Source organism: Schaalia naturae (genome assembly GCF_042665795.1).
Taxonomy (GTDB): Bacteria; Actinomycetota; Actinomycetes; order Actinomycetales; family Actinomycetaceae; genus Pauljensenia; species Pauljensenia naturae.
On record NZ_JBHTEF010000001.1, the window covers coordinates 1,620,162 to 1,645,077 of the forward strand.

The window sequence follows — 24,916 nt, forward strand, 5'->3', positions numbered from 1 at the left end:
CCGCGCTCACAGCCCCGCTCCTGCGAAATGTGACACGTCGGCGATCCAGTGGACGATCCGATTGGCACGGGGCCGGCCGGCGTCGGGACCGCAGTCTGTCCCGACCGAGTTGTGTATCCCGCCGCCCGGTCCTCGGACGCCCGTCGCCGGTAGGATGTTCCTGATGACGCACACGATCACCATCCGTTCACGCCGCGGGATCCTGGGCACGGTGATCGTCGCCGTGCTGGCACTGGTCTTCGAGGTCGTAGTCGTCCTCGACGACGGATGGCGCGTTGCCGCCCTGTCCCTTCCCTGGCCGCTGCTCGTCACCGCCTTCACTGCCTGGTTGTGGATCTGGCCGCGCCTGACACTGGCGCCGGGCGGCGTCGTGGCGCGCAATCACTTCCGAACGATTTTCATCCCGTGGGCAGACCTCACGGATGCGCGCTCCGACCTGGGGCTCTATGTGTCGGTGGGCTCCCACCGCTATCTCTGCGCAGCTCCCCCCGCTCGAGGAGGGTTGCGGATCGGAAGGGCCCGCGCGCACCCCCCGACGGCGCCCGTCATCGACGACGCGATCCGCGTCCATCACATCATCGACGTCGAGCCTGTCATCGCCGCACAGCTTCTCTCCGAGGAGCTCGGTCTCCAGCGCCATCCTGATCGCCGGGACCCCGTGTCCACCGCTGCACGAGAGCGCATCGCACACAACCTCGCCGAAGACCCCATCCCCGATGTCCTCGGCTCATCGGGTTTTCCCTCTTCAACGTCGATACGGTGGATGCCCTGGCCGGCCGTCGGCATCATCGTCCTCCTGGCGGCCGCCATCGTGTCCACCATGGCTCTTTAGCCCTCGTCCAGGCATTGCGGAAGATGTTCGTCCTCGTCGGTCGCCACGCGGCCCTGGGACCGGCGCGGACCTCCCGCCCCAGCCGCCTTCCCACCTCGATTTCGAAGGACCGCTCATCTCCGCTCAGGTCTTCTGAGACCAGTACCGAGACATCCCATCCATGCGCCCGTAGGACTGTCAGGCGCGTGGCATCATGCGCGGCGACCGGCCCCTCGCGCGGGTGGAAAGCGGCACCGTCGTACTCGATGGCGACTCCACCCTCTGGTCCCGGCGTTCCTCCGTCCTCGCCTGGTTTCCTCTTCGTATGCCATCCGAGGTCGATGCGCAGGGTCGTCGAGGCGATGAGCTCTTCCTGGCCCGTGCGCACTTCGATCTGAAGATCAGGTGCAGGCAGCCCCGCCTCCAACAGGCGCAGTCGGACAGCCGTCTCCTGGGGAGACTCTGATCGCGGATCCGCTAGCTGCGCGGCTCGTCGAAGGATCCGCACGCCCCGCCGTCCGCGTCGCTCGTCGACCGCCGTCCTCAGTTGCTCGCTCGTGATCAGGCCGGCCCGGAGAAACCCCTCGATCCATGTCGTCGCGCGGTCGATCGTCGAGCTCATAGCGAGGTCGCATGCGGTGCGCAACGGCGATGTGACACGGATACCGCTGGGCGCGCGGACCGCATCACCCTCGAAGAGCTCCATGACCCGGCTGCGGACTCCGGGCCGCCGCGTGGCCCGGTGTCCGGCGGGGCGAATGCTGCAGATCCGGAACGGCTCGCCCTGCTGCCAGGGCGGCCGCAGGTCGACACCGTGAACGAGCGCGGCGGTCTCGCCTGCGAACACCGCGTCACGAGGCAGGACCCGCTGCACGGCAAGCAACGTCTCCTCGTCGTCAAGCGGTCGCGAGGCGTGCCATCCGCGAGCCAGGTGCCAGACGGAGTTCCTTCTGCGCCCTCGCGCGAGGGAGGCGTGGGAGTGTCCCCGACCGATCAGGACCGCCGTCGGACGGAGATCCGGAAGATCTACGGCACCCCCCTGCTCATATCCGGGAACCGGCGCGAAGAACTCCTCGACGGTGGTCGATCTGAGGCCGAGCACCGGGCTTCCGCGAACGCAGACGTGGGCCACTTGCGGGTCGAGGAGGGTGTTCATGAGGCCAGTGTCGATGGTGCGATCCGGCTCGCAGGGGCCCCCTTTGTCGTCCTGGGGACAGTCTCCTGGGCTCCTCAGACCCTGTGGACGAGCCCAGCCCAGTTCTCGCGCCTCTCCTTTCCGCGAGTAGTCACGTGCATGCGACCACTCGCGGAAACAACAAAGCAGGCCAACAGACGGTGGGGCCCACGGAGATGCTCCGTGGGCCCCACTCTGCTTGCCGTTCACCGGTCTTCTCGTGAAGGCGTCACACACCTATCAGGAGTCACCGGGATCGGTGCGTGATCGCGCTCCGCGCGATCCCGTCACTCGGCCACGTAACCGATGTCCTCGGCCCGCGTTGTCTGCATCCCGAAGGCGCCATAGTTGGCCAGGTTCTTCGGAACCGCGGTCAGCTCAAGGCGACGGTAGATCGGCAGCGTCTCGACGGCGTCCCAGATCGCCTTGTCGGCCTGGTTCGCCAGGTCGACCCGCGTGTCATGGTCCTCCTCGGTGTCGATCTGCGGGATCAGCTCCTTGACCGTCGGGTCGCAATAGCGTGAGTAGTTCGAGCCGCCGTTCTGGGCCAGGGAAGCGTCGCATCCGTAGATCTGGCCGACGTTCTGCATCGGGAACTGGGTACCCTGCCAGGCGAAGGTGGAGACGCCGAACTTCCCATTGGGCATCGTGTCGGAGAAGAACGAGTCGGACTCGACGTTCGTGATGTCGACCTTGACGCCGATCTCCTTGAGCTGGGCCTGCAGGAGCTCGCCCTCGTTCTTCGAGGTCGGCACGTCCGCCATCATCGCGTAGTCGAACTCCAGCGTGTCGCCGTCCTTCTCGCGGTACCCGCTGGTCTCATTGAGGGTCCACCCGAGTGCGTCGAGCTCTTCGCCGGCCTTCGTGGGGTCGTAGGCGTAGTCGGCCGAGTTGTCGACGTAGCCCTCCTGGCCCGGCATAAAGAAGTGGTTGCCGAGCATGAGTTCCGAGGGGACGATGTCGGGAATGCCTGCCAGGTCGGAGTTGGCGACGGCCTCGCGGTCGATGCCCTTGACGATGGCCTGACGGACCTTGACGTCCTGGAGCACGCCGGACTCCGAGTTGAAGGTGTAGTGACGCCACTGCAGACCGCCGGCACGGCGAACCTCGGCATCGGAGCGCGTGGCGGCCTGCGCGTACTGGTCGCCGTTGATGATGCCCTTGAGAATGTCGATCTCCGAGTTCGCGAAGGCGTTGCCCTGCGCCGAAGCGTCCAGCGCACGGAACGTCACGGTGTCCAGCATCGGCTTGTCGCCCCACCACTGCGGGTTCGGCACCAGGGTGATGAGCTGCTGGGCGTCATCGACCGAGTCGACGATGTAGGGCCCTGCGGTCCAGTCGTTGTTGTACTCCTGCCACCCCTCGTTGAAGGTGTCAGCGTCCGCCGTCACCTCCTTGGCGGTCGGGCTCGACAGCGTGCCCGCCCAGTCGGGGTAGGCGCCCTTGAAGGTGACGACGACCTGGAACTCGCTGTCTCCCTGCTCGACGGAGGCGATCTGGTTGAAACCGTCCGTGCTCGCGCACAGGAAGTCCTCGTTCTCGCCGTTGCAGGCCTTCCACTGGGACTCGTAGTCCTCCCAGGTGATGGAGCGCCCGGAGTTCCACTTCGCGTCGGGGTTGAGGTTCAGGGTGACGACCTGCCCCTTGTCCGCGGTGGCGTCCTGGACGTCATAGGACTCCAGGTAATTCGTGTTCGGCTCGTAGGTTCCGTCCGCTGCGAAGATCCAGTTGGCAGTCTGCGAGAGCAGGAACTCGTAGATGTCCCTGTTGTCGACGGTGTTGCCGTCGGTCTCCATCATGTTCCAGTTGGTCGGCATAGACGCGATGGTCATCCGCAGCGTGCCGCCCTGCTGGAGGGCATCGCGGGGCTGCTCGTTGACGTCGGATGCCGCGAGCGCGGTGGCCGAGCCGCTGGACCCAGCATCTCCTGACTGGCCGGACTGGCCGCCTCCGCTTGAGCATCCGGTCAGCGCCAGCGCCGCCACGGCACCGACAGCTGCGATGGCACGGGAAGTGCGCCGCATTATGTCTACCTCCATCGTGGAGTGGATAGGGATTGGCGAAAGGCTCCTTGTGGGAGTCTGCGGTCGCCGTGGGTCATAGGCTAGCCAACAGGAAGCAATGTTCGACAATCGGGCCACCCTGTGACCGCACTTAGCGGCCGAATCGTGACCAATCGTGACCACGCCCGCGTCGGCCGCAGAGCGACCAGAAGCCGAGTTCCCCTCCAACGGCGTCTCCAGAGTCCGGAGTCTCTCGCGGGAGCCGGGGGCGAGACGAGGGACTGCGCCGAGTGGTCACCAGCACGCGACCACTCGGCGCTCAGCGAGAACCGGGAGCAGCCGGGTTCGCGAACCCACCCGCCCACTGCTCCGACTCCGGAGAGCACCGTCCCCGGACACGGGCCTCCGGGCAGCTCCTCATCGGAGCGCCGCGGGACACATGCGGCGGACGGCCTCAGAAGACCTTCTGCGGCTTCGCGTAGTGGCACGCCGCACGGTCGTCGACGTGGGTGTCCTGAGCGTGGCCGGCGCCGCCCTCGTCGATGACACGCAGCTCGGGCGACTCGTCGACGCAGCGCTGTCTGAGCTCGTCGGGCAGAGTGAGGAAAAGCGGGCACCGGGTGCGGAAACGGCATCCCGAGGGCGGGTTGGCCGGGGAGGGCAGGTCGCCGCGCAGGATGATGCGGTGGCGCGCCCGCTCCTTGGCGGGATCCGGGATCGGGATGGCCGACAGCAGGGCCTGGGTGTAGGGATGGCGTGGACGGTCGAAGACCTCCTCCACGCTGCCGACCTCGACCAGTCTCCCCAGGTACATGACGGCGACGCGGTCCGCGATGTGGCGGATGACGGACAGGTCGTGGGCGACGAAGAGGTAGGACAGACCGAGCTCGGTCTTGAGCTGGTCGAGCAGGTTGATGACCCCCGCCTGGATGGAGACGTCCAAGGCCGACACGGGCTCGTCGAGGACCAGGAGCTTCGGTTCGAGGGCCAGGGCCCGGGCGATGCCGATGCGCTGACGCTGGCCGCCGGAGAAGTGCCGCGGGTAGCGGTTGACGTGGGCTGGTTCGAGTCCGACCAGCGCCATGAGCTGCTCGACACGCTTCTCGATGCGATCCTTCGAGTACCCGTTGTATTTCAGAGGTTCGGCGATGATGTCGAACACCGGCATCCGCGGATCCAGCGAGGCCATCGGGTCCTGGAAGACGACCTGCAGGTCCCTGCGAGTCTCCTTGCGGATCCGGTTGCTCATCTGGGACGTGTCCTTGCCCAGCACCACGATGCGCCCGTTCTCCGGTGCCTTGAGGTCCAGGATCTCGAGCAGGGTCGTGGTCTTGCCCGATCCGGACTCTCCGACTAGGCCCAACGTCTCGCCCTGACGGATCTCGAAGGAGATGCCGTCGACGGCGTGGACGGTGCCGACCCGGCGTTTGAACACCGCGCCCTTCGTCAGGGGGAAGAACTTCGTGAGATCGCGGACCTCCAGGACCACGTCCCGCTCCTCGCGCCCGCGCCGCCCGGCGGCTCGGTCGATGTGGCTGGGGATCGGGTAGATGTCCGCGAAGTGCCAGTGGTTGCGGGCGATGTCCTCGTGCCGGATACATGCCACCCGGTGCGGTTCGACGACACCGGCCGCGACCAGCTCCCCGCCGCCCGCGTCCCCCGCGGAGGCCTCGGCGGAGTCCTTGTAGGCGTCCGTCGCGACGAGCGTCGGCTCGCCGGCCCGGCACCGGTCCTCCACCAGGGGGCACCGCGGCGCGAAGGGGCAGCCCGTGGGCAGCTCGAGCATGGACGGGGGGTTGCCCTCCAGCGTGGCGAGCGCCTCCTCGGAGGTCTGGTCCGGGCGGGGCAAGGCGCCGAGCAGACCGATCGTGTAGGGCATGCGGGTGCCGTAGAAGATGTCGTCCACCGTCCCGCGCTCGACGACGCGTCCCGCGTACATCACAGCGACCTTGTCGGCCAGGCCCGCGACGACGCCGAGGTCGTGGGTGATCATGATGACGGCGGCGCCGGTCTCCTCCTGGGCCGTCTTGAGGAGCTCGAGGATCTGGGCCTGGATGGTGACGTCCAGGGCGGTCGTCGGCTCGTCGCAGATGATGAGATCGGGGTCGTTGGCGATCGCCATGGCGATCATGGCGCGCTGGCGCATGCCGCCGGAGAACTCGTGGGGGAAGGACTTGAACCGGATCTCCGGATTGGGGATGCCAACCAGGTCGAGCAACTCGATGGCGCGCGCCTCGGCCTCCTTGTCCGTGTACGTGTTGTGGATCTGGAGCGCCTCGACCAGCTGGGAGCCGATCGTGTACACGGGAGTGAGGGCCGACAGCGGGTCCTGGAACACCATGGCGATCTTGTCGCCGCGGATCCGCGACATGTAGGAGTCGGAGCGCCCCAGGAGTTCCGTGCCGTGCATCTTGACGGAGCCCTCCACGCGGGCGTTCTCGTCGAGCAGGCCCATCACGGCCATGGACGTCACAGACTTCCCCGAGCCGGACTCTCCGACGATTCCCAGGACCTCACCGGACATCAGCGAGAAGTTGACGCCTCGCACGGCGTGGACGCGTCCGTCCTCGGAGGGGAAGGTGACATGGAGGTCCGAGACCTCGAGCACCGGGACGCCCTTGGCGCGCCGGGGCAGCTCGGCCGCATCCGCATCCTTCCGCACCTTCTTGTGGGTGGCGCGCTCCTGGGCGGTGCTGGCCGCCGGCCGCCGGTCCGTCCCGCTCATCGCAGGCCTCCCTCAGTCTGTGTCGTCGTTGTCCACGCCCGCGTCGGTGCGCGGTGCGCGCCGACGGCGTCCTCGTCGCGATGCGGGGATCCTCCCCCACCAGGGACGAGGGCGGCCCTGGACCTGTTGGACCCGCGGATCATGCCTCACCGCCCGACTTCGAGGAGGGATCGATGGCGTCACGCAGGCCATCGCCCATGAAGTTGATGAAGACGAGCATCAGCGTCAGGACGGTGGCCGGCGCCAGGAAGATCCAGGGGAAGGTCGTGGCCATGGTCTGGCCGTCGGCCAGCAACGTGCCCAGCGAGGTCTCAGGGGGCTGGACGCCGAAGCCGAAGTAGGAGAGCACCGTCTCCTGCATGACGGCGGAGACGACCCCCAGGGTCGCGTCGACGATGAGGTAGGAGGAGACGTTGGGGATGATGTGGCGGACGATGATCGTCCAGGCCGGCACCGACATGTACTTCGCGGCGCGCACATAGTCCAGGCTGATAACCGACAGGGTCATCGAACGGATGACGCGGGCGGTGAGCATCCAGCCGAAGGCCGCGAGCAGGAAGATGAACGTCAGCGTCGAGCCCTTGTGGCCCCCGAGTTTCTGGGTGATGATGGCGATGAGCAGGAATGACGGGATGACCAGCAGCAGATCGATGACCCACAGCATCATCGTGTCGACGGCCTTGCCGAAATAGGCGGCGGCCGCACCGACCAGGGCCGCGACCACGGTCTGGATCGCGGCGACAGAGATGCCGATGACCAGCGACTTGCGCAGGCCGGCCACGGTCATGGCCAGGACGTCGCGCCCGTTCTGGGTCGTGCCCAGCCAGTGGTCGGCGGACGGCCCCTTGAGGAAGGCGTGAGAGTCGACCTCCGTGTACCCCCACTGGGCGATGAAGTTCCCGAAGATCGCGAAAAGCACGATGAGGATGAAGCCGATGAGGCCGACGACGGCCGTCTTGTTGCGCAGGAAGCGGCGGGTGATCAGCTGACGCCGGTTATACCGCTGGTGGCCGTCGGCATCCTGCGGGTTCACAGGATCGCCCTCGGTGAGGACATGATTGTCCCTGCGCTCCGCGGTGGAGACGTCGTGGGCGTCCTGCTCGGGATTGCGGCTGTTCTGCTCGCGGTCCGTGCGGCGAGTGTTGCGGAATGACATGTGCATGCTCTCCTGTTCCGTCCCTCGCTCAGCTCACCCGCACACGCGGGTCGACGACGACGGTGAAGATATCGGAGAGCATCAACCCGAAGAACGTGCACACCGCCGAGAAGGCGACGACGGCGACCGTGCCATTGACGTCCTGACCGGTGATCGAGGAGACGGAGTACTCGCCCATGCCGTGCCACCCGAAGATCCTCTCGGTGATCGTGGCGCCCTGGAAGAGCTGCGCGATGACGAAGGCGAAGTAGGTGGCCATGGGGACGAGCGCCGTGCGGAGCGCGTGGCGGCTCATCGCCCGTCCCTTCGTGAGCCCCTTGGCGCGGGCCGTGCGCACGTAGTCGGCGCCCAACGTGTCGAGCATGAGGTTGCGCTGGTAACGAGAGTAGGTGGCGATGCCGCCCAGCGACATCGAGATCGTCGGGAGCAGCAGATGCTGTGCCCGATCGACCAGGGCTCCGCCGGGATACGAGCCGATCTGGCCGGTCTCGCCGATGAACTCGAAGACGTTCGTCCCCGTCGCCTGGTTGAAATGAGTGGCCCCGATCTGGAGGAGGGTCGCCAGGACGATCGTCGGGGTCGAGATGATGATGAGGCACAGGATCGACACCACGCGGTCGGAGATCTTGTACTGACGCGTCGCCGTCCAGGCTCCCAGCGCCACGCCGCCGATGATCCCGATGAACGAGCCCAGGAAGATCAAGCGGACCGAGACCCAGATGCGCACCGCGAGCAGTTGGTTGACGTAGTCGCCGTTCGGCGTGCGCCCCCAGTCCCAGTGCCCGACGACGCCCTGCAGCCATGTCCAGTAGCGCTCGACGAGAGGGACGTCGGTGTTGAGGTTGAAACTCGTCAGCTGAGCGAGGATCGCATCCTTGTTGAGATGCGGATTCGTCCAGTCGAACACCGATCGGGGCTCCATCGCCGAACCTGCCAGCAAGTAGGCGAAGGTCACGGCGATGAACAGCAGGACGATGTAGTTGAGAAGTCGCCTCAACAGATATCGGGTCATCGGGCACTTACTTTCGATGGGCGCACCGACCCCGACCTCTTCGGGACGAATCCGGTCGTTCGTCGGCGCTCAGCTTCACCGAGGAGTCCGCGTGGATCCGACGCGACCAGCCGTCGCCCGGATCCATCGCGAGACTCCTACGACTCGGTCAGAATACCGTTTGTTTACTGTAGGCCACGACCTGCCCCCGGTCGAAAACGCGTGGCCCCGGCCACGCCCCATCATGCCCAGTTCCTCTGCCTCTTTCGTCCCTCCCCGCGGCCCCCCTCCCAGGCCTCGAGTGAACGCCGAGTGGTCGCGTGCGTGCGACCACTCGGGAGCCTCGGCCTCCCCCTGAGGCGCGGGCGATCACAGGCCTTCACTGAACCCACTGGTCACAGGAATGCGTCTAGGCTCGGTGGCATGACGATCCTCGACAAGCGCGCCTCCCTCGCCGGCCCGGGCAGCAGTGGGACGGTCACGCCCTTCGGCGCCCAGGTGATGTCCTGGGCGCCTGATGGCGAGGCACCCGTCCTGTGGATGTCCCCGAGAGCGGTCCTCGACGGATCCGTGCCCGTGCGGGGCGGCATTCCGGTGTGCCTGCCGTGGTTCGGGACGGGGCCTGGCGGTGCGATGCGCCCCTCCCATGGCTTCGCGCGCACGACGCGGTGGCGCATGCTCGATGCCGAGGACGCCCCGGAGAGCCCGGGCCTCGCTTCGCGGAGCTTCCGCCTCGACCATGCTCCCGTAGGCGAAGACGTTTCGGCCGGGCTCTTCCCCCATCGCTTCCATGCGCTTCTGCGCGTCTCCGTCACCGACGAGCTGGTCCTGAGCCTGACCGTGGTCAACGACGACGACCACGCTGTCCGGATCGAGGAGGCCCTCCACACCTACTTCGCGGTCGGCGACGTGAAGGATGTCACGATCGATGGCCTCGAGGGCTCGGACTACCTGGATGCGGTCCGCGACGACGGCCGGCGGCGTACACAGGTCGGTGAGCTCGCCCTCGTCGGGCCCACGGATCGCATCTACCGCTCCGCCGCCGCCCTCGTGCTTCACGACCCCCGTCGACGCCGCGCGATCACGATCGACAAGGACAGCTCGGCCAGCACGATCGTATGGAATCCATGGGCCGAGGGCGCCGCGGAGCTCTCGGATCTAGGCCCTCATGACTGGCAGGACTTCGTGTGCGTCGAGGTGGGCAACGTCCGCGACGACGCGGTCAGCCTGTCGCCGGGCGAGGAGCACACGCTGATCCTCATCCTCCACGTCGACCCGATGGCGTAAACGATGGGCGACGCCACCGGCTGTCCTCCCGCCTCGTCGCTCAGGAGCGCGCCTCGTCTGCGCGTGGTCACGGGCGATATCACGCTCCTGTCCGTCGACGCGATCGTCAACGCCGCGAACTCCTCTCTCCTCGGCGGCGGGGGCGTCGATGGCGCCATCCACCGGGCGGCCGGTCCCCGGCTTCTGGCCGCCTGCCGCGAGTTGCGCGCGACCTCCCTGCCGGAAGGCCTCCCCCCGGGGCAGGCGGCGGCGACACCCGGTTTCGACCTGTCCGCCCGGTGGGTGATCCACACGGTCGGCCCGAACCGGCACGCCGGTGAGACGGATCCGGGCGTGCTCGAGTCGTGCTTCCGTTCCTCACTGCGTGTCGCCGCCGAGATCGGAGCGCGGTCCGTCGCGTTCCCCACCATCGGCGCGGGCGCGTACGGCTGGCCCCCGAGCGCTGTCGCCGCCGCGGCCCGGCGCGCCATCCTCCCCATCGACGAGGACGGCGCCGGCTCCGCCGGCGCGCGCACGGCACAGATCTGGCCCGAGGTGGACGAGGTCTTGTTTGTGGCCGTCAACACACCGGTCCGAGAAGCCTTCGAGTCCGAGTTCGCCGATGTCCTCTGACCGGCTCCGCCCGGGCGTCCCGTTCGCCCTTCCACGTCATCCTCGCCGAGTGGTCGCTCGCACGCGACCACTCGGCGGATCCATGAGACTGCCACGGATCGACATCGCGCGACCACCCACACGGTTTTTCGCACCTGTGACTCGCTGATCCACAGATATAGTGGATTTTCGCCGCAGTCCGTTTCGGTCTGGAATGCTCGGCACATGACATTCCGCGATCTTCCTGAGAACTGGAACCTAAACCCGCTGTCCGCCTCCGGACTCGCTGCCGATGTCGTCGACCTCGTTATGGGCGAGCGCGATCGCGTCGCTGACTCGCTAGCCGTCATCGTCTGTGATGCGGAGCACCGAATCGCGGGCAACCCCATCATGGTGGACGAGACGCACTGGCGGTGCAGCAACGCGGACCGTCATCTCTACGTCGGTAGCATCCTTGAGGCGCTGTCCGCGCCTGCCGTCCTCGTCGCGGCCGGGACGAGAACAGACCTCCCTGCGGACCTTGCCCGAGCCTGGCGGGAGACGCTTGTCGCACAGTGCCGCCGAACCGGCACCACTCTTCTCGGCTTCTACGTCTGCGCGCTCGACACCGTCACCGAAGTCCGTCCAACCCGCCCCTCCGGCGAGTCCTTCTTCGCCTGAGATCTCAACGGCACGGGACGTTCCCGTCACCGTCGCCGGTTCGGGGCCTCTCCAGTCCACGCCTGCGGGCTAGCGTTCCTCCGACTTCTCTCACAGGAGATTCTGCAGCAGATCCACGGGGATACCCCTTTGCATGGGGACGTCTGGCGAAGTCCGCGCCGGTCTGACGTCCCGTCGGCGACGAACGCCGGAGTGTTCTGCAGGAAGACCTCGATCGCCCCCGTGTCTCACACCAACGCCGAGTGGTCGCATGCACGCGTCCACTCGGCGCGCACCGATCCCAACGGGAATGCCTGGCCTCTGGTCCTTCAGTCGCCGGACGCGTCCCACACCTCGCGCCAACGCAGTGCGAGGGAGTCGACGTTCTCGTGGGCGTTGAGCCCGCTGGGCTGGGGCACGACCCACAACTGCGAGTTCGACGGCCATCCCGGAACGTCCCCGGTGTCTTGAACCCCCAAACGCGCCCGAGGCCGGCCGAATGCGATTCTGAAAGCGGTGATCCCCGCGACTGCCACCGCCCGCGGCCGCAGCTTGGCGACCCGTCTGATCAGATGCGCGCAGCCGGCTCTCAGTTCCTCCCGGGTCAGTTCGTCGGCCCGAGCCGTGGCCCGGCCGACGATGTTGGTCAACCCGATCCCGCGGGAGAGGAGCTGCGACTCGTCCTCATCGGACAGTCCGGTCGAGGCGTCGACCAGGTGATCTGTGAGGCCCGAGCGATGGAGCGACGGCCAGAACCTGTTGCCGGGGCGCGCGAAGGGCGCGTTGACTGCGGCCGTCCACAGTCCTGGATTGATGCCGACGATGAGGAGCCTGAGGCGTTCCCCCGACGCGGGCAGGACGTCATCGATCGCGTCGGGATCGTCGGAGGCGAACCGAGCGAGATCCTCGCGAGTGGGGCGTCGTCCTCCCAATGGGGACGGTCTTCTCGGAATGGCGCAAACCCGGTGCTTGTCGGAAGACGTCAGGTTGTTCACCCCCGGCACTGTATCGCGATCCGTGGCCGCCTGCTTCCGGTCGCGCCTCGGAGCAGTCCCTGTCCCGTTTCCCCTCGCTCGCCGAGTGGTCGCTCGCGAGCGACCACTCGGCGAGCAGACCAGCGGACCGCGCTTGCCCGGTCGGCGCGGCCCTCATCCTCAGGAGCGGACGATGCCGTGGGGAACCACTGGAGCTGCTCCCGAGGGCTCTCTGCCGAGCGCGTGACGCGGTCCGTACTGAGCTCGCGCTCGCGCCGTCGCTGCACGGATGAACGGCGTCTTCGCCTCCGTGTACGCCTCCCGATCGTGCTCGAAACGCATCTGCAGACCGCGCTTGAGAGCGCCGTACTCGTCACGGACGTCGGAGTGGTCGATCAGGTAGTCGCGGAAGTAAAGCTCGTCGGGATCCCCCGGGTGTCGGACGTGCAGGTGGAATACCCGGTCGGCATACCCTCGGGGCGTGTACCCGCGGTTCATCGCGAGGCGCATCGGCTCCAAGACGTCTCCGGACATCCGTGTCCATCCCGACGCGATGAGCCTTTCGAGCGCCTGGCGAGGAGCCACGCCGATCGACAGCTCAAGGAGGATGTCAACCGTCGGCTTGGCGAGAAGCCCGGGCACCGCGGTGGAACCGATGTGGCTGATGCGCACCGCAAGCGGGCCCCACTGCGCTTGCAACTCGTGACGCACCTGTTCGAACCATTGCCCGTAGGCGGGATCGTGCCTCCGCAGGACGATCGGGAAGATCCTCCAGAGCTCCTCCAGGGTCATCTCCGACAGGCACGGCGGCGAGGAGTCCCTATCCCCCGTTGTCGAGCGCGGAACCGCGGCCGGCCGTCGCTGCTCGTCCCCTGTCCACGCTCCCACGGGCCCAAGCCTAGGCCGGTGCCGGGCGAGGGCGGCCCGCCGGCGCCATCCGTCCTCCAAGACCCAGGACATCACCACCTGCGGCACCGGCACGAGGAGTCGCTTGAAGCGGTACCCGACGAAGGACGGGTGGTCAACGGCGTTCTCAGCCACCTCGCATCCTCTCACGAAGGGTGGGCATGGGATGAACCGGACATTTGCGGGGGCGGCGTCGAGGAGATCCGCCGTCACTCGGTAGGCCGACGAGCTCGCCCTCGTGGCGTCCCGGAGCGGCCGTGATCACGACATCCGCTGCCGTCATCGCGATCGCGAGGTCCTCCTCCCATGGCATCCCCGGAACCCGAAGGCCGACTGGGCGAGTCTGGCGGACATCTAGTCCGAAGGATCGGTCGGCCTCCCGCCAGGCGCGCGCGATGTTCCCGTCCGCCCCGACGAACAGGATGCGCAGACCGAATACATCGGTTGCCTGGGACAGCGCGTAGAGGTCGGAGAGGATCTCGCAGGGGTGGTCGGCAGCGGTCATCGCGTTGATCACCGGGAGCGCCTCGGTGCTTGCCAGTTTCTCCGGCACTGTCCTGTCCTTGTGCCTGACGACGAGGAGCCTCGCCCATGAGGCGAGATAGCCGGCGAGATCAACGAGATCCTCGTCTGTGTCCAGAGTCTCGGAGAGGAGGACGATCGGCTGGAGTCCCATCTCCGCCGCTCCGCGTTCGAAGGACACCCGTGTGCGGAGACTCGCGGGCGGGAAGAACATCACGGCGGCGCCCTCGGTCCCTGCGCCGGTCCTGGCACGGTACTGGCCGGCTCGCTCGAAGAGCTCACGCAGGTCTGTGTGGGTCCATCCGGTCAGGGTCAGCAGGTATCGCATGGCCCGCTCTTCGCTGTCGGACCTGTTCTCCCGGGTCGCCGGATGATCCGACGCCCGTCGCGGCCGGGAGGTGCCCGGCGGTCTCACAGCGTAAGGGACATCGGGACGAGGACGACTCCCGACTCGAGAGCATCACCCGGGGCGCACTGCGCGAAGCCGAGCCGCCGGTAGAACTCCGCGGCGCCGCTCTGCGCGGCGAGCACGATCTCGACACCGCCGCACGAGACGACGTGTTTGAGGGCCGCGCGCATGACGAGCGTCCCCGTGCCCAGGCCGCGAGCAGGCTCGAGGACGGCGACCTGCCCGACGCGCCAGATGCGGCTCTCCAGTTCCAGGCACCGTGCGGTCGCGAGGGGCTCCTCACCAGTGAAGGCCACCACGTGGACGGCTCGCCCATCCGCGCCGTCGAACACCTCGTCCTCCGGCACGCCCTGCTCGTCGACGAAAACCTTGCGGCGCACGAGACGCGCGGCGTCGCGCAATGTTCGCGCGCGTCCGACCATGAGTCGGTCCGGGAGGCGACAGCGTTCCCGGGACGAGGACGTCCCTGTTTGCCGGGCACCGCTACGCACAGGGTCCTCACCGATCCGGCGCGCACGCCGGCGGACGCGTGGACATCCGGCTGTCATCGCGCCTGCGTCGAATCCACGCGTTCGAACACCACGGTCTGCTGTTTGAGGGAGATCTTGCCGACCGTGTAGCCATAGGCCGGAAGCTCCTTCTTGAAGGTGAGGAACGAGTGGTCGATCCCGAAACCCAGGACCTCACGGATCTGGTCGAACGTCATGACGAACGAGTGGGACGTCTGCCCGCCCACTCGCCGCCACAAGGGATCGTACTTGCTCATCGTCGCCCGCCCTCCATGTCGTCCGGCGGCTTCCCCTCCCGAGCCGCGGTTCTTGCGCGTCGCACGTCGAGCGAGAACTCCACCATGCCCGGCGGCCGATCAACCTCTGCAGTCAGATCAGTCGATACCCGGCCTGCATACGACCCGCGGTAGAGTTCGCGGCGCACAACCAGAAAGTTGCAAGACTCGAGGAGATGTCCGTCGTGACGCTGAAGCCGTTCATCCGCGATGCCCAGCCCGACGACGCCGCGGCGATCGGCAAGGCGCTTCAAGCGTATCTCGTCCAAACAGAGAAGGAGAAGACCGAACAGGGAGCCGGCGGGTGTCTTTCTCCCATGGGGGAGCTTCCTGTGAAGTACCGAGCCGAAGTCGAAGATCCGGCCGGCGCGTTGTCGGACTGCCTGGTCTTCGTGGCCGAACTCGACCGGAGGGTGGTCGGCGTCGTTGTCGTGAAGCCGCAGGCTGAGTCGGTTGAGGTCAAGCGCCTGTGGGCATCTCCTGGCGTACGGGGTCGCGGCGTCGGTTCGGCTCTGCTCGATGTTGCGATCGTCGCGGCCGGGTCCGTTCCGGTGACGCTGACGGTGTGGGACTGGCGCCAGAGCGCCATCCGCATGTACGAGTCACGCGGATTCGTGCAGGTGGCCTCGTGGGATGAACGCTCCCGCCTCATCTGCATGCGGCGAGCCGTTCGGCACAAGCCCGTCGCAGAGCGTCACATCGAGTCACGACTACACATTGAATCGAAACTCGACCGCGTTCCGCGTGTTGTGAAGATCAGTGAGCAACGTGAGCAGATGTGAGCGACAGGTCATCTCGCATTCCACCGCCGGCGTGGGTCGTCCTTCGAAACAGCTCGAACTCGGCTCCGTGCCATCGCGAGGGCAGGCAATCGAGGGTCTATCGCTCGCAGAACGGCCAGCATGTCGTTGAGGCGATAGTCGATCTCGACGCCGAGAAGGCTGTCGTGATGTGCGACCCGGTTTCGCAGTTTCCGGATGCGCTCCAACTGGCGTCCCACCTTGGCCCGCCCGGCATCTGAGCTGTCGATTCCTGGGAACGCGGCGTTCAGTCCTTCGTCCCACAGGCGCTGCTGCCGCCGTGACGAGCCGCTGACCGGAACAACGAGATTGACCCACGCTCCGAACATCAGCTGGGCGACCACGTCATCGTTCGTCACCGGAACGCCTCTCCGGGGATGCCCCTTGGGGCGGCGGCGCGCTTCCTTCTCAGCACTCTCTCGCGCGAACTTGAGTCGCTTCGGACCCATCAGTTCATACAGCAACGGTGCAGTGCAGTCTCGTAACGCCCGGTCCCGACCGCGCTGGCCGACCTGTGTCCGGTTCCACTCGACCAGTTGGACGTCGAGTGCGTTTCGCACGGCGACCTCGACGAAGGCGATCATGGAGTGGAGAGCTCCGGCGAGGTCCCCTGCCCACAGGTACAGATCAGTAGCCTTGGCGTTGTCGCCAGCTTCCTTCAGGTACGGAGCCAGACGCACTGAGCCAGCCAAGGCCTCAATGGGATGTTGACTACTCACGTCCCCAAGCGTATCGTTACTGCTGCGAGCATCGGGCTTGGACTGATGCACATACCTCAGGAGCCTCCGCCACGGCGGGGGCTCCTTGTTTATACATTGAACCGGAACTCCACCACATGCCCACACGCAAGGCAGTCTGCTCGGTGCGACTACGACAGGTACCTACCCTCTTCGCTTCCGAACGTCACGCCTGACCCTCGTGTACTTGCGGCGCGAACAGCGGCTCACCGTCGAAGTCCATGTTGACGAGTCCCCCCATCGATTTGATGTTGATGAGATCCGGTTCAGGCAAGTCGGCAGGGACGAAGCGCTCGTCCTCAGGGTGGTGAAAGACGTACTCGCGGGCCGACTGCGCCGTGTGCTGGTTGAACAGCTTCTCCATTGCTGTGGTCCCGGACTGGATTTGGTCGATCCGTCCAGCAAGCACCATCTCGCGGACCTGCTGGACGCGCGGATCGTCCGCTTCAAAACCTTCCAACATCGCCATGGGGTCACTCATGAGCAGCCCCAGCTTGCGCGTTAGCGGGAACGTGACGCCCCATGCCGTCGCGAAACCGACTCCCGCCCACGGCTGGTCGTCCGGTCGGCGCACCAGGCTGACCGGAGCATCCGACGTGATGAGGGAGCGTCGTTCGAAGCGAACGAGTGTCCAGGGGCGGGTGGCAAAGTAAGGCGTCAGCTCGATCGCGGTCTCGACCATGTTCTGGATGTGAGCCAGGTTGGAAAAACTGATTGGCGGTCCACCAGGTTGGGTGGCCTCGTCCCAGATCCGATCCTCCTGCTCGGGCGTCGGGTCGATTCCGAAATTGTCACGAATCCAGGCACCGACATTCTTGCGGCCACCGGCCCCCACCTCCAGCCGGACCATGGTCGCGCGGAGATGCTCGGTCGTCCTCCGGGTGTCCGGCCCGCGCACGCTCTGCAACGCCGTGTAGTGGGCGAAGGCCCACCTGTTCTCCTCGGAGGGGGGAAACTCACCGTTGGCAAAGCCCCTGATGATGCCGAGAGCTTGGCCCTCGACGACGCTCAGCGCTTTCTCGAACGCATCCGGCTCATCGAACTCACCGACTGTGTGGAAGTGGTTCTGGGCAGCTACGTTCTTCACGCTCGGCGTGTATGCCTGACGAGAGCGGTCGAGTGGCACGACCCTGACCCGCTCTATGTCCGTCGCAAAGCCCCGAAGGTATCCCTGCGGCACATAGTGATGCAGCTTCGCCGTGCTCCTCCTGTCAGTCATGCGCGCACCTCCTATGCGGTCGCACCTGAATCGCTCTCTCCCATGCAGCCCCTACGTCGCGCGTGCGCGGCGTGCGCCGATCTCGATGACCGCGCCTTCTTCACATCAACAGTCTTCCCGACGGCCCCGACACGCTCAGACGAATGGCCGTCCTGAGCCCAGCAGCGAGCAGGGCGATCAGTCAAATTCGGGGGCGACCAACCACTCGCGAGCAAGACCCGCCGTGTACCTGAGCGTTGGGTGATCCCGCACGATCTCTCGCTGTCGCTCCGCCGACAACCCCAGTTCGTGCAAGACGTTGAGGATCACGACCGCGGTCGTCACCTCGACGACGGCGATCAGCTCCTCGATGGAATGGTTGGGCGTCCTGCCCTCGTGCGCGAGATCATTGCGCGCCCGCGTCGTCCTCCTCGCCCAGTGGTCGATGTCCGGCACTAGCTGCGCGATCGCTTCCTGATCGGGTCGCGCAGCGAGTGCGTGGAGCCGATCCCGGAGCGTCGGATCGTTGCGGATAGCCCCCTTGAACCGGTCTCGGTACTCATCGGGGACCTGTGCAAGCATCGCCTCGCGCATCGACGTGAACTCCGCCTTGGGGAACGGCTTCTCGTCGATGTGGAGGTTGCGGTGCAGCACCTCAGCAGCCCCGACTGCCGTCAGAAGATTGTTCTCTACGAATCGAGCCGGCGCATAGCGCAAGCCCAAGATCATGTTCGTCGCTGCTTGCATGCGGCCATGAGCCTCACACCAACGGGGCAGGACCTCCTCGAATGGGAGCGAATCGCAAGTAAAGAACACTCGATGGTGATCGACGACCTTCGCGTCATGCTTGCCGAGTGCGGCGGGCGAGTAGAGCACGTCGGCACGTCGGCGCGGCAAGGTCCGACCGTCAGGCAGCTGTGACTCGGAACCAGCCACTTCCAATCGGAGCCAGATCACCCCAGCCGCGCGATGCGTCGCTAAGGAGATCAGGTCCTGGACCAGACTCGCCTCGTGCAGAGCAACGCTCAGCGAAAACGGTTCGGCCGGCGCAACGCGGATGGATACCGTGTCCTTCATACGCCCGACAGCGCCACCCTTGCGCTGCTCGAAGTACGGGAGCGTGTGAGTATGCACAAGGCGATACTCGGTGTCATCGACCACGACCGACTGCGCCTCGACCGGCTTCACCGAGATACGTCCGGTCCCGTCAATCTTGCCGTCGGGAACGCCGACGAATCCTTCGAACACTGAAGACGCCGCCCAGAGGCCCAAGTCCTCGACCGAGACCTCTGCCGTAGCGAACGCCGGATCCGAATCGCCGCTGACATGCGCACCGATGATGGCAACCGTCGCGGTGACGGTCTGCTTGTCGGGGCTCGCCACTCGGGCTCCGAATGTCCTCTTACTGCTGCGCGGAACGGTGCCGAGGAGGGTGATCTCGCGTTGCTCGGCACTGCCATGGATCACGTCCCATGTCCTGGTGCCCTCGTGGTACGCGGTCACCCCAGGTCTGGGGGTCGACATGATGCGGTCCTCGAACGCGCCGATCAACGACAGTGAAAGGCCACCGTCTGCGTCGTATCGGAGGACGCCCGGGACCGTCTCGTCTGGGTCGTCCGGTAGCCACCACAGACCAGCCCACTCGCCGGCCTCATCGAGACTCAAGGGATCGTTGGACATTGCGCTCCCTCACTCCTCGCCGCGAGATGTCAGTTCGAAAACCTAAATTCCACCACGTCCCCGTCCTGCATGACGTAGTCCTTGCCCTCCATGCGGACTTTGCCATGCGCGCGCGCCTCGGCCACGGAACCCAGCTCCATGAGGTCGTCGAAGCCGACGATCTCCGCCTTGATAAAGCCCTTCTGGAAGTCCGTGTGGATGACCCCGGCGGCCTCCGGGGCAGTATCGCCTTGGTGGATCGTCCAGGCCCGCGCCTCCTTCGGGCCCGCCGTGAGGAATGTCTGGAGCCCGAGCGTTTCGAAACCGACACGTGCCAGCTTGTCCAGCCCGGATTCACTCTGGCCCGATTCCTCGAGCATCTCGCGGGCGTCGTCAGGATCCAGCTCAACCAGCTCGGCCTCGAACTCGGCGTTGAGAAAGACGGCTTCGGCGGGCGCGACCAGGTCGCGCAGTTCCGTCTGCAGCGCAGGATCGTCCATCCCGGCATCGTCCATGTTGAACACGTAGATGAACGGCTTGGAGGTCATGAGTTGGAACGACTTCAGCGCCTCGGCGTCCAGGCCCGCCCCCGCGGTCCCGGACAGCAGCTCGCCGCGCTCGAGCAGCGCGAGCGCCGCCTGCGCGGTCTCCAGCACGACAGCCTCGGTCTTCCGCCCACGCACCTCTTTCTCAAGTCGCGGGATCTGGCGCTCCAGCGTCTGCATGTCCGCAAGGATCAACTCCGTCGAGATCGTCTCGATGTCGTCCTTGGGAGACACCCGTCCGTCGACGTGGACGACATCGGGATCCTGGAAGACGCGCGTGACCTGGCAGATGGCGTCGGCCTCGCGAATGTTGGCGAGGAACTGGTTGCCCAGCCCCTCCCCCTCGGAGGCGCCGCGCACGATGCCGGCGATGTCGACGAAGGACACTGTGGCCGGCACGATGCGTTCAGAGTCGAAGAGGGAGGCGAGGCGCTCCAGCCGGGGGTCGGGCAGCGGGACGATCCCGACATTCGGCTCAATGGTGGCGAACGGATAGTTCGCCGCCAGAACGGTCGCGCGCGTCAGCGCGTTGAACAGGGTCGACTTGCCGACGTTGGGCAGTCCGGCGATTCCGATGGTGAGCGACACCCGTTCATTGTAGGTGCCGCCCCGCCGGCTCCCCTCTGCGTCGAGTGGTCACGTGCGCGCGACCAGTCGACGGGATCGGCGGCGCCTCAATGAGCGGATGAATGAGAAGAGCGCGATGGGGGCGCGGACCGGCGCCCCCACCTCGCAGTGGTCTCAGCTGGTGTGGTTCACGCCGACGCGGCGCTTGGCGTGGGGACGGGTCTCCCCCATGCCGCTGGCCGCCATCTGCGCGCGCAGGTTCCGCGGCAGGGCGAAAGTGATGGTCTCGGTCTCGGTGCGGACCTCCTCGACGGTGGGGAAGCCACGGGCCTGGAGCCATTCGACGACGTCACGCACGAGCACCTCCGGCACCGATGCCCCCGACGTCAGCCCCACGGTCGAGGCGCCCTGGAACCAGACGGGGTCCAGCTCGTCCGCCTTGTCGACGCGGTGCGCGACGCCGGCGCCGGACTCCAAGGCCACTTCGACCAGGCGTACCGAGTTCGACGAGTTCGCCGAGCCCACGACAATCATGACGTCGGCGCGCGGGGCGATGGTCTTGACGGCGACCTGCCTGTTCTGCGTGGCGTAGCAGATGTCGTCGCTGGGCGGATCCTCCAGCAGAGGGAACCGCTCGCGCAGCCGGTCCACTGTCTCCCGCGTCTCATCGACCGACAACGTCGTCTGGGACACCCACACGACACGCGAGGGATCGCGCACGACGACGTCGTCGACCTCCTCGGGCGAGCCGACAACCTGGATGTGCTCGGGCGCCTCCCCGAAGGTTCCCTCGACCTCCTCATGGCCCTCGTGGCCGACGAGGATGATGTCGTAGTCCTCCTTCGCGAAACGGACCGCCTCACGGTGGACCTTGGTGACCAAAGGGCAGGTCGCGTCGATGGTGGCCAGGTTGCGCGCCTGAGCGACCGCGCGCACCTGGGGGGAGACGCCATGGGCGCTGAAGACGACACGGGCGCCCTCGGGGACCTGCTCCGTGTCCTGGACGAAGATGGCTCCGCGCCGCGACAGGGATTCCACGACGTACTTGTTGTGGACGATCTCCTTGCGGACGTAGACGGGCGGACCATAGAGGTCGAGCGCCTTCTCCACGACGTCGACCGCCCGGTCCACTCCCGCGCAGTATCCACGGGGCGCTGCGACGAGGATGGTGCCAGTGCCCGCTGCCGACGAGTGCCCCATGGACCGTGGAGCGGCAGCGTCCGCCGCAGCGAGGTGCGGTACCCGAGAGGAGGCGGCTGTCTGGAGGCTCATAGCCCCCAATGTAACGGTCCGCCGCGCGCAGGTCTCGGGGAGATCGGGCACACCTGCCACGTCCGCGCTGGCGTTCATCGCCATCGACGAGGCCGTTCCTGCCCCAAAGGCCCGGTGCACCATGACGCCATCGCCGAGTGGTCGCTCGCACGTGACCACTCGGCAAGACGGTCTGGGGATTCTCAGGCCACCGCACAAGGGACTGCACGTTATCCACAAATTCTTGTGGAGGTCTGGTGTCTAGGAACCTGTACCAGCTACGGTGTGACGCATGACTCACACCGGCGTGTTCACTCGTCTCCTCCCGGTCCTGGCCATCGGACTGGCCGGCTGCTTCCTCGCCGCGTGCTCCAACCAGGACTCCGGCAACAACCCACCCTCCGGCGCGGCCGACCCCACCGGCCGCTCGCCCACGCCCGAGTTGTCCATGTCAGGCGGGTACGCCGTGGGACCGGACGGGCACCTGCTCAAGCCCAGCGACGGACCCGAGCCCCAGCCGCCCGCCTCACCCATCAGCATCGGGGACAACACCCCCGAGGCCGCCGAGGAATTCGCACGTTATTTCATCGCGGTAGCCGAGCACGCGGCGAATACCGGAGATACAGAACTTCTCAAAGAGATTAGCACCGAGGAATGTGAACTTTGCGCGGGTCGCGCGTCGATTATTGATGGCCGGGCTAGTAATGGAGGCTGGACAGACGGCCTACGATACGCTATATCACGAATCGAACCGGCGATTGTCTTTCCTGACGAAAAGAACAAGTATGCAATCTTGGTTCATTTGACTACTTCCGGACGCGGGAGTTATGACGGAAAAACAGTAAGAGTATTAAATCCAAGAGACGAGCTCATTGAGATTCACACCTGTTTTAGCTCAGGAAAATGGAAGGCATGTGGAGGTGTTGGGGCCGATGACCCAGGTTCTAAGTAGACCTTTAAGACTCCGACCATTCGTGCTTATTGTAATCACCTTAGCCATAGTGCCACGCGTAGCTGCGAATGCGGAACCTCCACCCGACGATCTGAGCTATTGGAATGTGGGTCCAACGAACTCCGGAGATTCTGTCCTCATCGAAGCCGGCATCGCCTCCGGACTCCTCATTCCCGGCTTGGACAGCAGCCCGTCCGAGGACGGCACCTACTGGACCGTCGCGGCCGTGGCGGGACTGCCGCCCTCGGTCCCCTCCGGGTGTCTCGGCCAGATCCAGCAAGGCCAGTGGGCCGATGACGATTGCCCGCTCATCGGCCCGCTCCCTGCGGATACCGACCCGGAGGAGAACTCCTTCACCCCACCCTCGACGGCCGACATCCTCTACCAGGCCCTGGCGACCGCCCATGTCTCCCCCGCCGGCCTCGCCGTCCAACCTGCGGACTGGTCCTACACCGGTGTCCCCACTCTGGTGCACGCCCTCGACACGGAGCAGACCCTCACCGTGACCGTCCTCGGGTACACCGTCCCGATCCGCCTCCATGCCGACAGCTTCGCCTTCGATTTCCAGGACGGCAACGCGCCTCTCGTCACCGCCGACCCGGGCGCCCCCTGGCCCGACACGACCAACCAGCACACCTACACCACCGCCGCCGGCGCGCAGACCATCAGCCTGATCACGACCTGGGCCGCCACCGTGACAAACCCCTTCACCGGAGAGACCCTCTCTGTCCCCGGCATCATCCAGACCCGCGAGACCTCCTCCGCCTTCGAGGTACGCACGTCGCACACGGTCGTCACCGACACCGCCGAGCACCTCCAGGGACACTGACGACACACCGCCCCACGTGACGACACCGCCGCGGAAATGACATGCTGGACAGGTGACGACCCCCCAACAGCACTCAGCGAACGGTGCTGGAAGACCCGCACCCCGCGGCCCCGGTGCGCCCGGCCCCGCGCCCGCCGCCCGCGCCGCGGACACCACCCGCGACAACCCCTGGCCCCTGCGACGGCTCACGGAGAACATCAAGGTCTACGTCGATCGCATGTCGGAGATGTGGGTCGAGGGCCAGGTCGTCGAGTACAAACCCCGCCCGGGCACGAAGATGGCCTTCTTCGTCCTGCGTGACACCGAGGCGGACACCTCAATGACCGTCTCCACCTTTCCGGGCGTCCTGGACCGCACCGGTCCCGGCTTCGACGAGGGAGCACGCGTCGTCGTCCGCGTGAAGCCGACGTTCTGGGAGCGCCGCGGCACACTCAACTTGCGTGCCGCCGAGGTCCACCTCCAGGGGATCGGCGATCTTCTCGCCCGCATCGAGGAGCTCCGTCGCGCGCTGGACGCTGAGGGGCTCTTCGCGGAGGGCCGGAAGGTCCCGCTGCCCTTCCTGCCCCGGCGCGTCGGCCTGATCTGCGGACGGAACGCGAAAGCGAAGGACGACGTCATCGTCAATGCGACCGCCCGCTGGCCGGGCATCACCTTCGAGATTCGCGAGGTCGCTGTTCAAGGCCCATCCTGCGTCCCGCAGGTGAGCGCGGCGATGGCCGAACTGGATGCCCTCCCGGAGGTGGACGTCATCGTCGTCGCCCGCGGCGGCGGAGCCGTGGAGGACCTCCTGCCATTCAGCGACGAGGCGCTGGTGCGCGCTGCGGCAGCCGTGAGGACCCCGTTGGTCTCCGCCATCGGGCACGAGGGCGACGCCCCCTTGCTGGATCTCGTCGCCGACTACCGAGCCTCGACCCCGACGGACGCCGCACGCAGGATCGTCCCGGATCGTCAGCGTGAGCACGACGGGCTCGCTCATGCGGTCTCACAGATGCGCGCCGCCGTGGGATCCCGACTCGCCCGCGAGCGGGAGCACCTCACTCTCCTGGCCTCCCGGCCCGTACTCCTGCGCCCGACTGCCGTCCTGGAGCAACACCGAGCGCTCGTCGACGCCCAGGCGATGCGGCTGGCCCAGTCGGTCAGCCGACGGCTCGCGATCGAGCGCACAGAACTGACGCGGGCCCAGGCGACCCTGGCTGCGATCTCTCCGCAAGCGACCCTCGACCGCGGTTACGCCATGCTGCGCACGCCGTCCGGCGACCTGGTCCGCGATGCCGCCGCCGTGCAGAAGGGCGACCTCCTGGAGGCCGTCCTCGCCCGCGGCCGGCTGGTCGCCCAGGTCTTCGGAACGAATCCGGGGCCCGCGGCCCCGTCCGGCACGCCGTAGGCGAACCGGCCCGCCGGGCGAT

Annotated in this window: 23 protein-coding genes; 8 read left to right on the forward strand and 15 right to left on the reverse strand. The window is 66.6% G+C overall.

Annotated features, from left to right (window positions below; all coding sequences use genetic code 11):
• Positions 1 to 163 precede the first annotated feature (163 nt).
• Positions 164 to 832, forward strand: a complete 669-nt coding sequence (locus ACFQWG_RS07185; protein WP_380973701.1) for a PH domain-containing protein — start codon at positions 164 to 166, stop codon at positions 830 to 832.
• On the opposite strand, the gene ACFQWG_RS07190 is transcribed toward ACFQWG_RS07185, so the two are convergent.
• The 5 genes from ACFQWG_RS07190 to ACFQWG_RS07210 form a co-directional block, all read right to left on the reverse strand.
• A complete protein-coding gene (locus ACFQWG_RS07190) occupies positions 786 to 1,517 on the reverse strand; it encodes a hypothetical protein (protein WP_380973704.1) in 732 nt (243 codons plus the stop codon). The genes ACFQWG_RS07185 and ACFQWG_RS07190 overlap by 47 nt on opposite strands.
• 755 nt (positions 1,518 to 2,272) lie before the next feature.
• Positions 2,273 to 4,009, reverse strand: a complete 1,737-nt coding sequence (locus ACFQWG_RS07195) for an ABC transporter family substrate-binding protein (protein WP_380973706.1) — start codon at positions 4,007 to 4,009, stop codon at positions 2,273 to 2,275.
• 433 nt (positions 4,010 to 4,442) lie between these two features.
• Positions 4,443 to 6,713 carry an ABC transporter ATP-binding protein gene (locus ACFQWG_RS07200; RefSeq protein WP_380973709.1) on the reverse strand — a complete coding sequence of 757 codons (2,271 nt, stop codon included), beginning with the start codon at positions 6,711 to 6,713 and terminating at the stop codon, positions 4,443 to 4,445.
• A gap of 139 nt (positions 6,714 to 6,852) precedes the next feature.
• Complete coding sequence (locus ACFQWG_RS07205; RefSeq protein ID WP_380973712.1) at positions 6,853 to 7,869, reverse strand: ABC transporter permease; 1,017 nt, start codon at positions 7,867 to 7,869, stop codon at positions 6,853 to 6,855.
• A gap of 28 nt (positions 7,870 to 7,897) precedes the next feature.
• On the reverse strand, positions 7,898 to 8,881 hold the full coding sequence (locus ACFQWG_RS07210; protein WP_380973715.1) for an ABC transporter permease: 984 nt from the start codon (positions 8,879 to 8,881) through the stop codon (positions 7,898 to 7,900).
• Between the two features lie 402 nt (positions 8,882 to 9,283).
• On the opposite strand from ACFQWG_RS07210, the gene ACFQWG_RS07215 reads away from it, so the two are divergent.
• From ACFQWG_RS07215 to ACFQWG_RS07225, 3 genes are all read left to right on the forward strand, one after another.
• On the forward strand, positions 9,284 to 10,147 hold the full coding sequence (locus tag ACFQWG_RS07215) for a D-hexose-6-phosphate mutarotase (protein WP_380973718.1): 864 nt from the start codon (positions 9,284 to 9,286) through the stop codon (positions 10,145 to 10,147).
• A 3-nt stretch (positions 10,148 to 10,150) separates the two neighbouring features.
• The gene (locus ACFQWG_RS07220) at positions 10,151 to 10,759 is read left to right on the forward strand and encodes an O-acetyl-ADP-ribose deacetylase (protein WP_380973720.1); all 609 of its coding nucleotides are present in this window, start codon (positions 10,151 to 10,153) and stop codon (positions 10,757 to 10,759) included.
• Positions 10,760 to 10,963: 204 nt separating this feature from the next.
• Entirely contained in the window at positions 10,964 to 11,398 is a 435-nt protein-coding gene (locus ACFQWG_RS07225) for a hypothetical protein (protein WP_380973723.1), read from the forward strand.
• A gap of 308 nt (positions 11,399 to 11,706) precedes the next feature.
• Here ACFQWG_RS07225 and ACFQWG_RS07230 read toward each other — a convergent pair whose 3' ends face one another.
• The 5 genes from ACFQWG_RS07230 to ACFQWG_RS07250 form a co-directional block, all read right to left on the reverse strand.
• Entirely contained in the window at positions 11,707 to 12,309 is a 603-nt protein-coding gene (locus ACFQWG_RS07230) for a mismatch-specific DNA-glycosylase (protein WP_380973726.1), read from the reverse strand.
• A gap of 222 nt (positions 12,310 to 12,531) precedes the next feature.
• Positions 12,532 to 13,392, reverse strand: coding sequence for a GrpB family protein (locus ACFQWG_RS07235; RefSeq protein ID WP_380973729.1), 861 nt, complete (start codon positions 13,390 to 13,392; stop codon positions 12,532 to 12,534).
• Complete coding sequence (locus ACFQWG_RS07240; RefSeq protein ID WP_380973732.1) at positions 13,385 to 14,107, reverse strand: hypothetical protein; 723 nt, start codon at positions 14,105 to 14,107, stop codon at positions 13,385 to 13,387. Before ACFQWG_RS07240 ends, ACFQWG_RS07235 begins: the two co-directional genes overlap by 8 nt.
• An 83-nt stretch (positions 14,108 to 14,190) precedes the next feature.
• Positions 14,191 to 14,610, reverse strand: coding sequence for a GNAT family N-acetyltransferase (locus ACFQWG_RS07245; RefSeq protein ID WP_380973735.1), 420 nt, complete (start codon positions 14,608 to 14,610; stop codon positions 14,191 to 14,193).
• Between the two features lie 122 nt (positions 14,611 to 14,732).
• Entirely contained in the window at positions 14,733 to 14,954 is a 222-nt protein-coding gene (locus ACFQWG_RS07250) for a hypothetical protein (RefSeq protein ID WP_380973738.1), read from the reverse strand.
• 203 nt (positions 14,955 to 15,157) lie between these two features.
• Between ACFQWG_RS07250 and ACFQWG_RS07255 the strand changes: the two genes are divergently transcribed.
• Entirely contained in the window at positions 15,158 to 15,754 is a 597-nt protein-coding gene (locus tag ACFQWG_RS07255; protein WP_380973741.1) for a GNAT family N-acetyltransferase, read from the forward strand.
• Between the two features lie 8 nt (positions 15,755 to 15,762).
• Here the strand turns inward: ACFQWG_RS07255 and ACFQWG_RS07260 are convergent, their stop codons facing one another.
• The 5 genes from ACFQWG_RS07260 to ACFQWG_RS07280 all read right to left on the reverse strand — a co-directional run bounded on the left by ACFQWG_RS07260 (position 15,763) and on the right by ACFQWG_RS07280 (position 21,678).
• Positions 15,763 to 16,491, reverse strand: a complete 729-nt coding sequence (locus tag ACFQWG_RS07260; protein WP_380973744.1) for a hypothetical protein — start codon at positions 16,489 to 16,491, stop codon at positions 15,763 to 15,765.
• 184 nt (positions 16,492 to 16,675) lie between these two features.
• Complete coding sequence (locus tag ACFQWG_RS07265) at positions 16,676 to 17,728, reverse strand: DUF4238 domain-containing protein (RefSeq protein WP_380973747.1); 1,053 nt, start codon at positions 17,726 to 17,728, stop codon at positions 16,676 to 16,678.
• 177 nt (positions 17,729 to 17,905) lie between these two features.
• Positions 17,906 to 19,387 carry an ApeA N-terminal domain 1-containing protein gene (locus tag ACFQWG_RS07270; protein ID WP_380973750.1) on the reverse strand — a complete coding sequence of 494 codons (1,482 nt, stop codon included), beginning with the start codon at positions 19,385 to 19,387 and terminating at the stop codon, positions 17,906 to 17,908.
• Between the two features lie 29 nt (positions 19,388 to 19,416).
• Complete coding sequence (gene ychF, locus ACFQWG_RS07275; protein WP_380973753.1) at positions 19,417 to 20,499, reverse strand: redox-regulated ATPase YchF; 1,083 nt, start codon at positions 20,497 to 20,499, stop codon at positions 19,417 to 19,419.
• Between the two features lie 153 nt (positions 20,500 to 20,652).
• Positions 20,653 to 21,678 (reverse strand): 4-hydroxy-3-methylbut-2-enyl diphosphate reductase, encoded by a 1,026-nt coding sequence (locus ACFQWG_RS07280; protein WP_380976277.1) that lies wholly within the window; start codon positions 21,676 to 21,678, stop codon positions 20,653 to 20,655.
• 343 nt (positions 21,679 to 22,021) lie between these two features.
• Here ACFQWG_RS07280 and ACFQWG_RS07285 point away from each other — a divergent pair, with 343 nt between their 5' ends.
• From ACFQWG_RS07285 to xseA, 3 genes are all read left to right on the forward strand, one after another.
• Positions 22,022 to 22,681, forward strand: coding sequence for a DUF6318 family protein (locus tag ACFQWG_RS07285; RefSeq protein ID WP_380973756.1), 660 nt, complete (start codon positions 22,022 to 22,024; stop codon positions 22,679 to 22,681).
• Positions 22,682 to 22,859: 178 nt separating this feature from the next.
• Positions 22,860 to 23,510, forward strand: a complete 651-nt coding sequence (locus ACFQWG_RS07290) for a hypothetical protein (protein WP_380973759.1) — start codon at positions 22,860 to 22,862, stop codon at positions 23,508 to 23,510.
• 52 nt (positions 23,511 to 23,562) lie between these two features.
• Entirely contained in the window at positions 23,563 to 24,894 is a 1,332-nt protein-coding gene (gene xseA, locus ACFQWG_RS07295) for an exodeoxyribonuclease VII large subunit (RefSeq protein ID WP_380973762.1), read from the forward strand.
• The last annotated feature ends 22 nt before the right edge of the window (positions 24,895 to 24,916 follow it).

Excerpts from the sequence above, each read along its gene's own strand:
- ACFQWG_RS07285 (WP_380973756.1), top strand. The coding sequence starts at position 22,022 with ATGACTCACACCGGCGTGTTCACTCGTCTCCTCCCGGTCCTGGCCATC.
- ACFQWG_RS07190 (WP_380973704.1), bottom strand. The coding sequence starts at position 1,517 with ATGGAGCTCTTCGAGGGTGATGCGGTCCGCGCGCCCAGCGGTATCCGT.
- ACFQWG_RS07205 (WP_380973712.1), bottom strand. The coding sequence starts at position 7,869 with ATGTCATTCCGCAACACTCGCCGCACGGACCGCGAGCAGAACAGCCGC.
- ACFQWG_RS07220 (WP_380973720.1), top strand. The coding sequence starts at position 10,151 with ATGGGCGACGCCACCGGCTGTCCTCCCGCCTCGTCGCTCAGGAGCGCG.
- ACFQWG_RS07265 (WP_380973747.1), bottom strand. The coding sequence starts at position 17,728 with ATGACTGACAGGAGGAGCACGGCGAAGCTGCATCACTATGTGCCGCAG.
- ACFQWG_RS07215 (WP_380973718.1), top strand. The coding sequence starts at position 9,284 with ATGACGATCCTCGACAAGCGCGCCTCCCTCGCCGGCCCGGGCAGCAGT.
- ACFQWG_RS07240 (WP_380973732.1), bottom strand. The coding sequence starts at position 14,107 with ATGCGATACCTGCTGACCCTGACCGGATGGACCCACACAGACCTGCGT.
- ACFQWG_RS07200 (WP_380973709.1), bottom strand. The coding sequence starts at position 6,713 with ATGAGCGGGACGGACCGGCGGCCGGCGGCCAGCACCGCCCAGGAGCGC.
- ACFQWG_RS07245 (WP_380973735.1), bottom strand. The coding sequence starts at position 14,610 with ATGGTCGGACGCGCGCGAACATTGCGCGACGCCGCGCGTCTCGTGCGC.
- ACFQWG_RS07280 (WP_380976277.1), bottom strand. The coding sequence starts at position 21,678 with ATGGGGCACTCGTCGGCAGCGGGCACTGGCACCATCCTCGTCGCAGCG.
- ACFQWG_RS07210 (WP_380973715.1), bottom strand. The coding sequence starts at position 8,881 with ATGACCCGATATCTGTTGAGGCGACTTCTCAACTACATCGTCCTGCTG.
- ACFQWG_RS07185 (WP_380973701.1), top strand. The coding sequence starts at position 164 with ATGACGCACACGATCACCATCCGTTCACGCCGCGGGATCCTGGGCACG.
- ACFQWG_RS07270 (WP_380973750.1), bottom strand. The coding sequence starts at position 19,387 with ATGTCCAACGATCCCTTGAGTCTCGATGAGGCCGGCGAGTGGGCTGGT.
- ACFQWG_RS07195 (WP_380973706.1), bottom strand. The coding sequence starts at position 4,009 with ATGCGGCGCACTTCCCGTGCCATCGCAGCTGTCGGTGCCGTGGCGGCG.
- ACFQWG_RS07225 (WP_380973723.1), top strand. The coding sequence starts at position 10,964 with ATGACATTCCGCGATCTTCCTGAGAACTGGAACCTAAACCCGCTGTCC.
- ACFQWG_RS07250 (WP_380973738.1), bottom strand. The coding sequence starts at position 14,954 with ATGAGCAAGTACGATCCCTTGTGGCGGCGAGTGGGCGGGCAGACGTCC.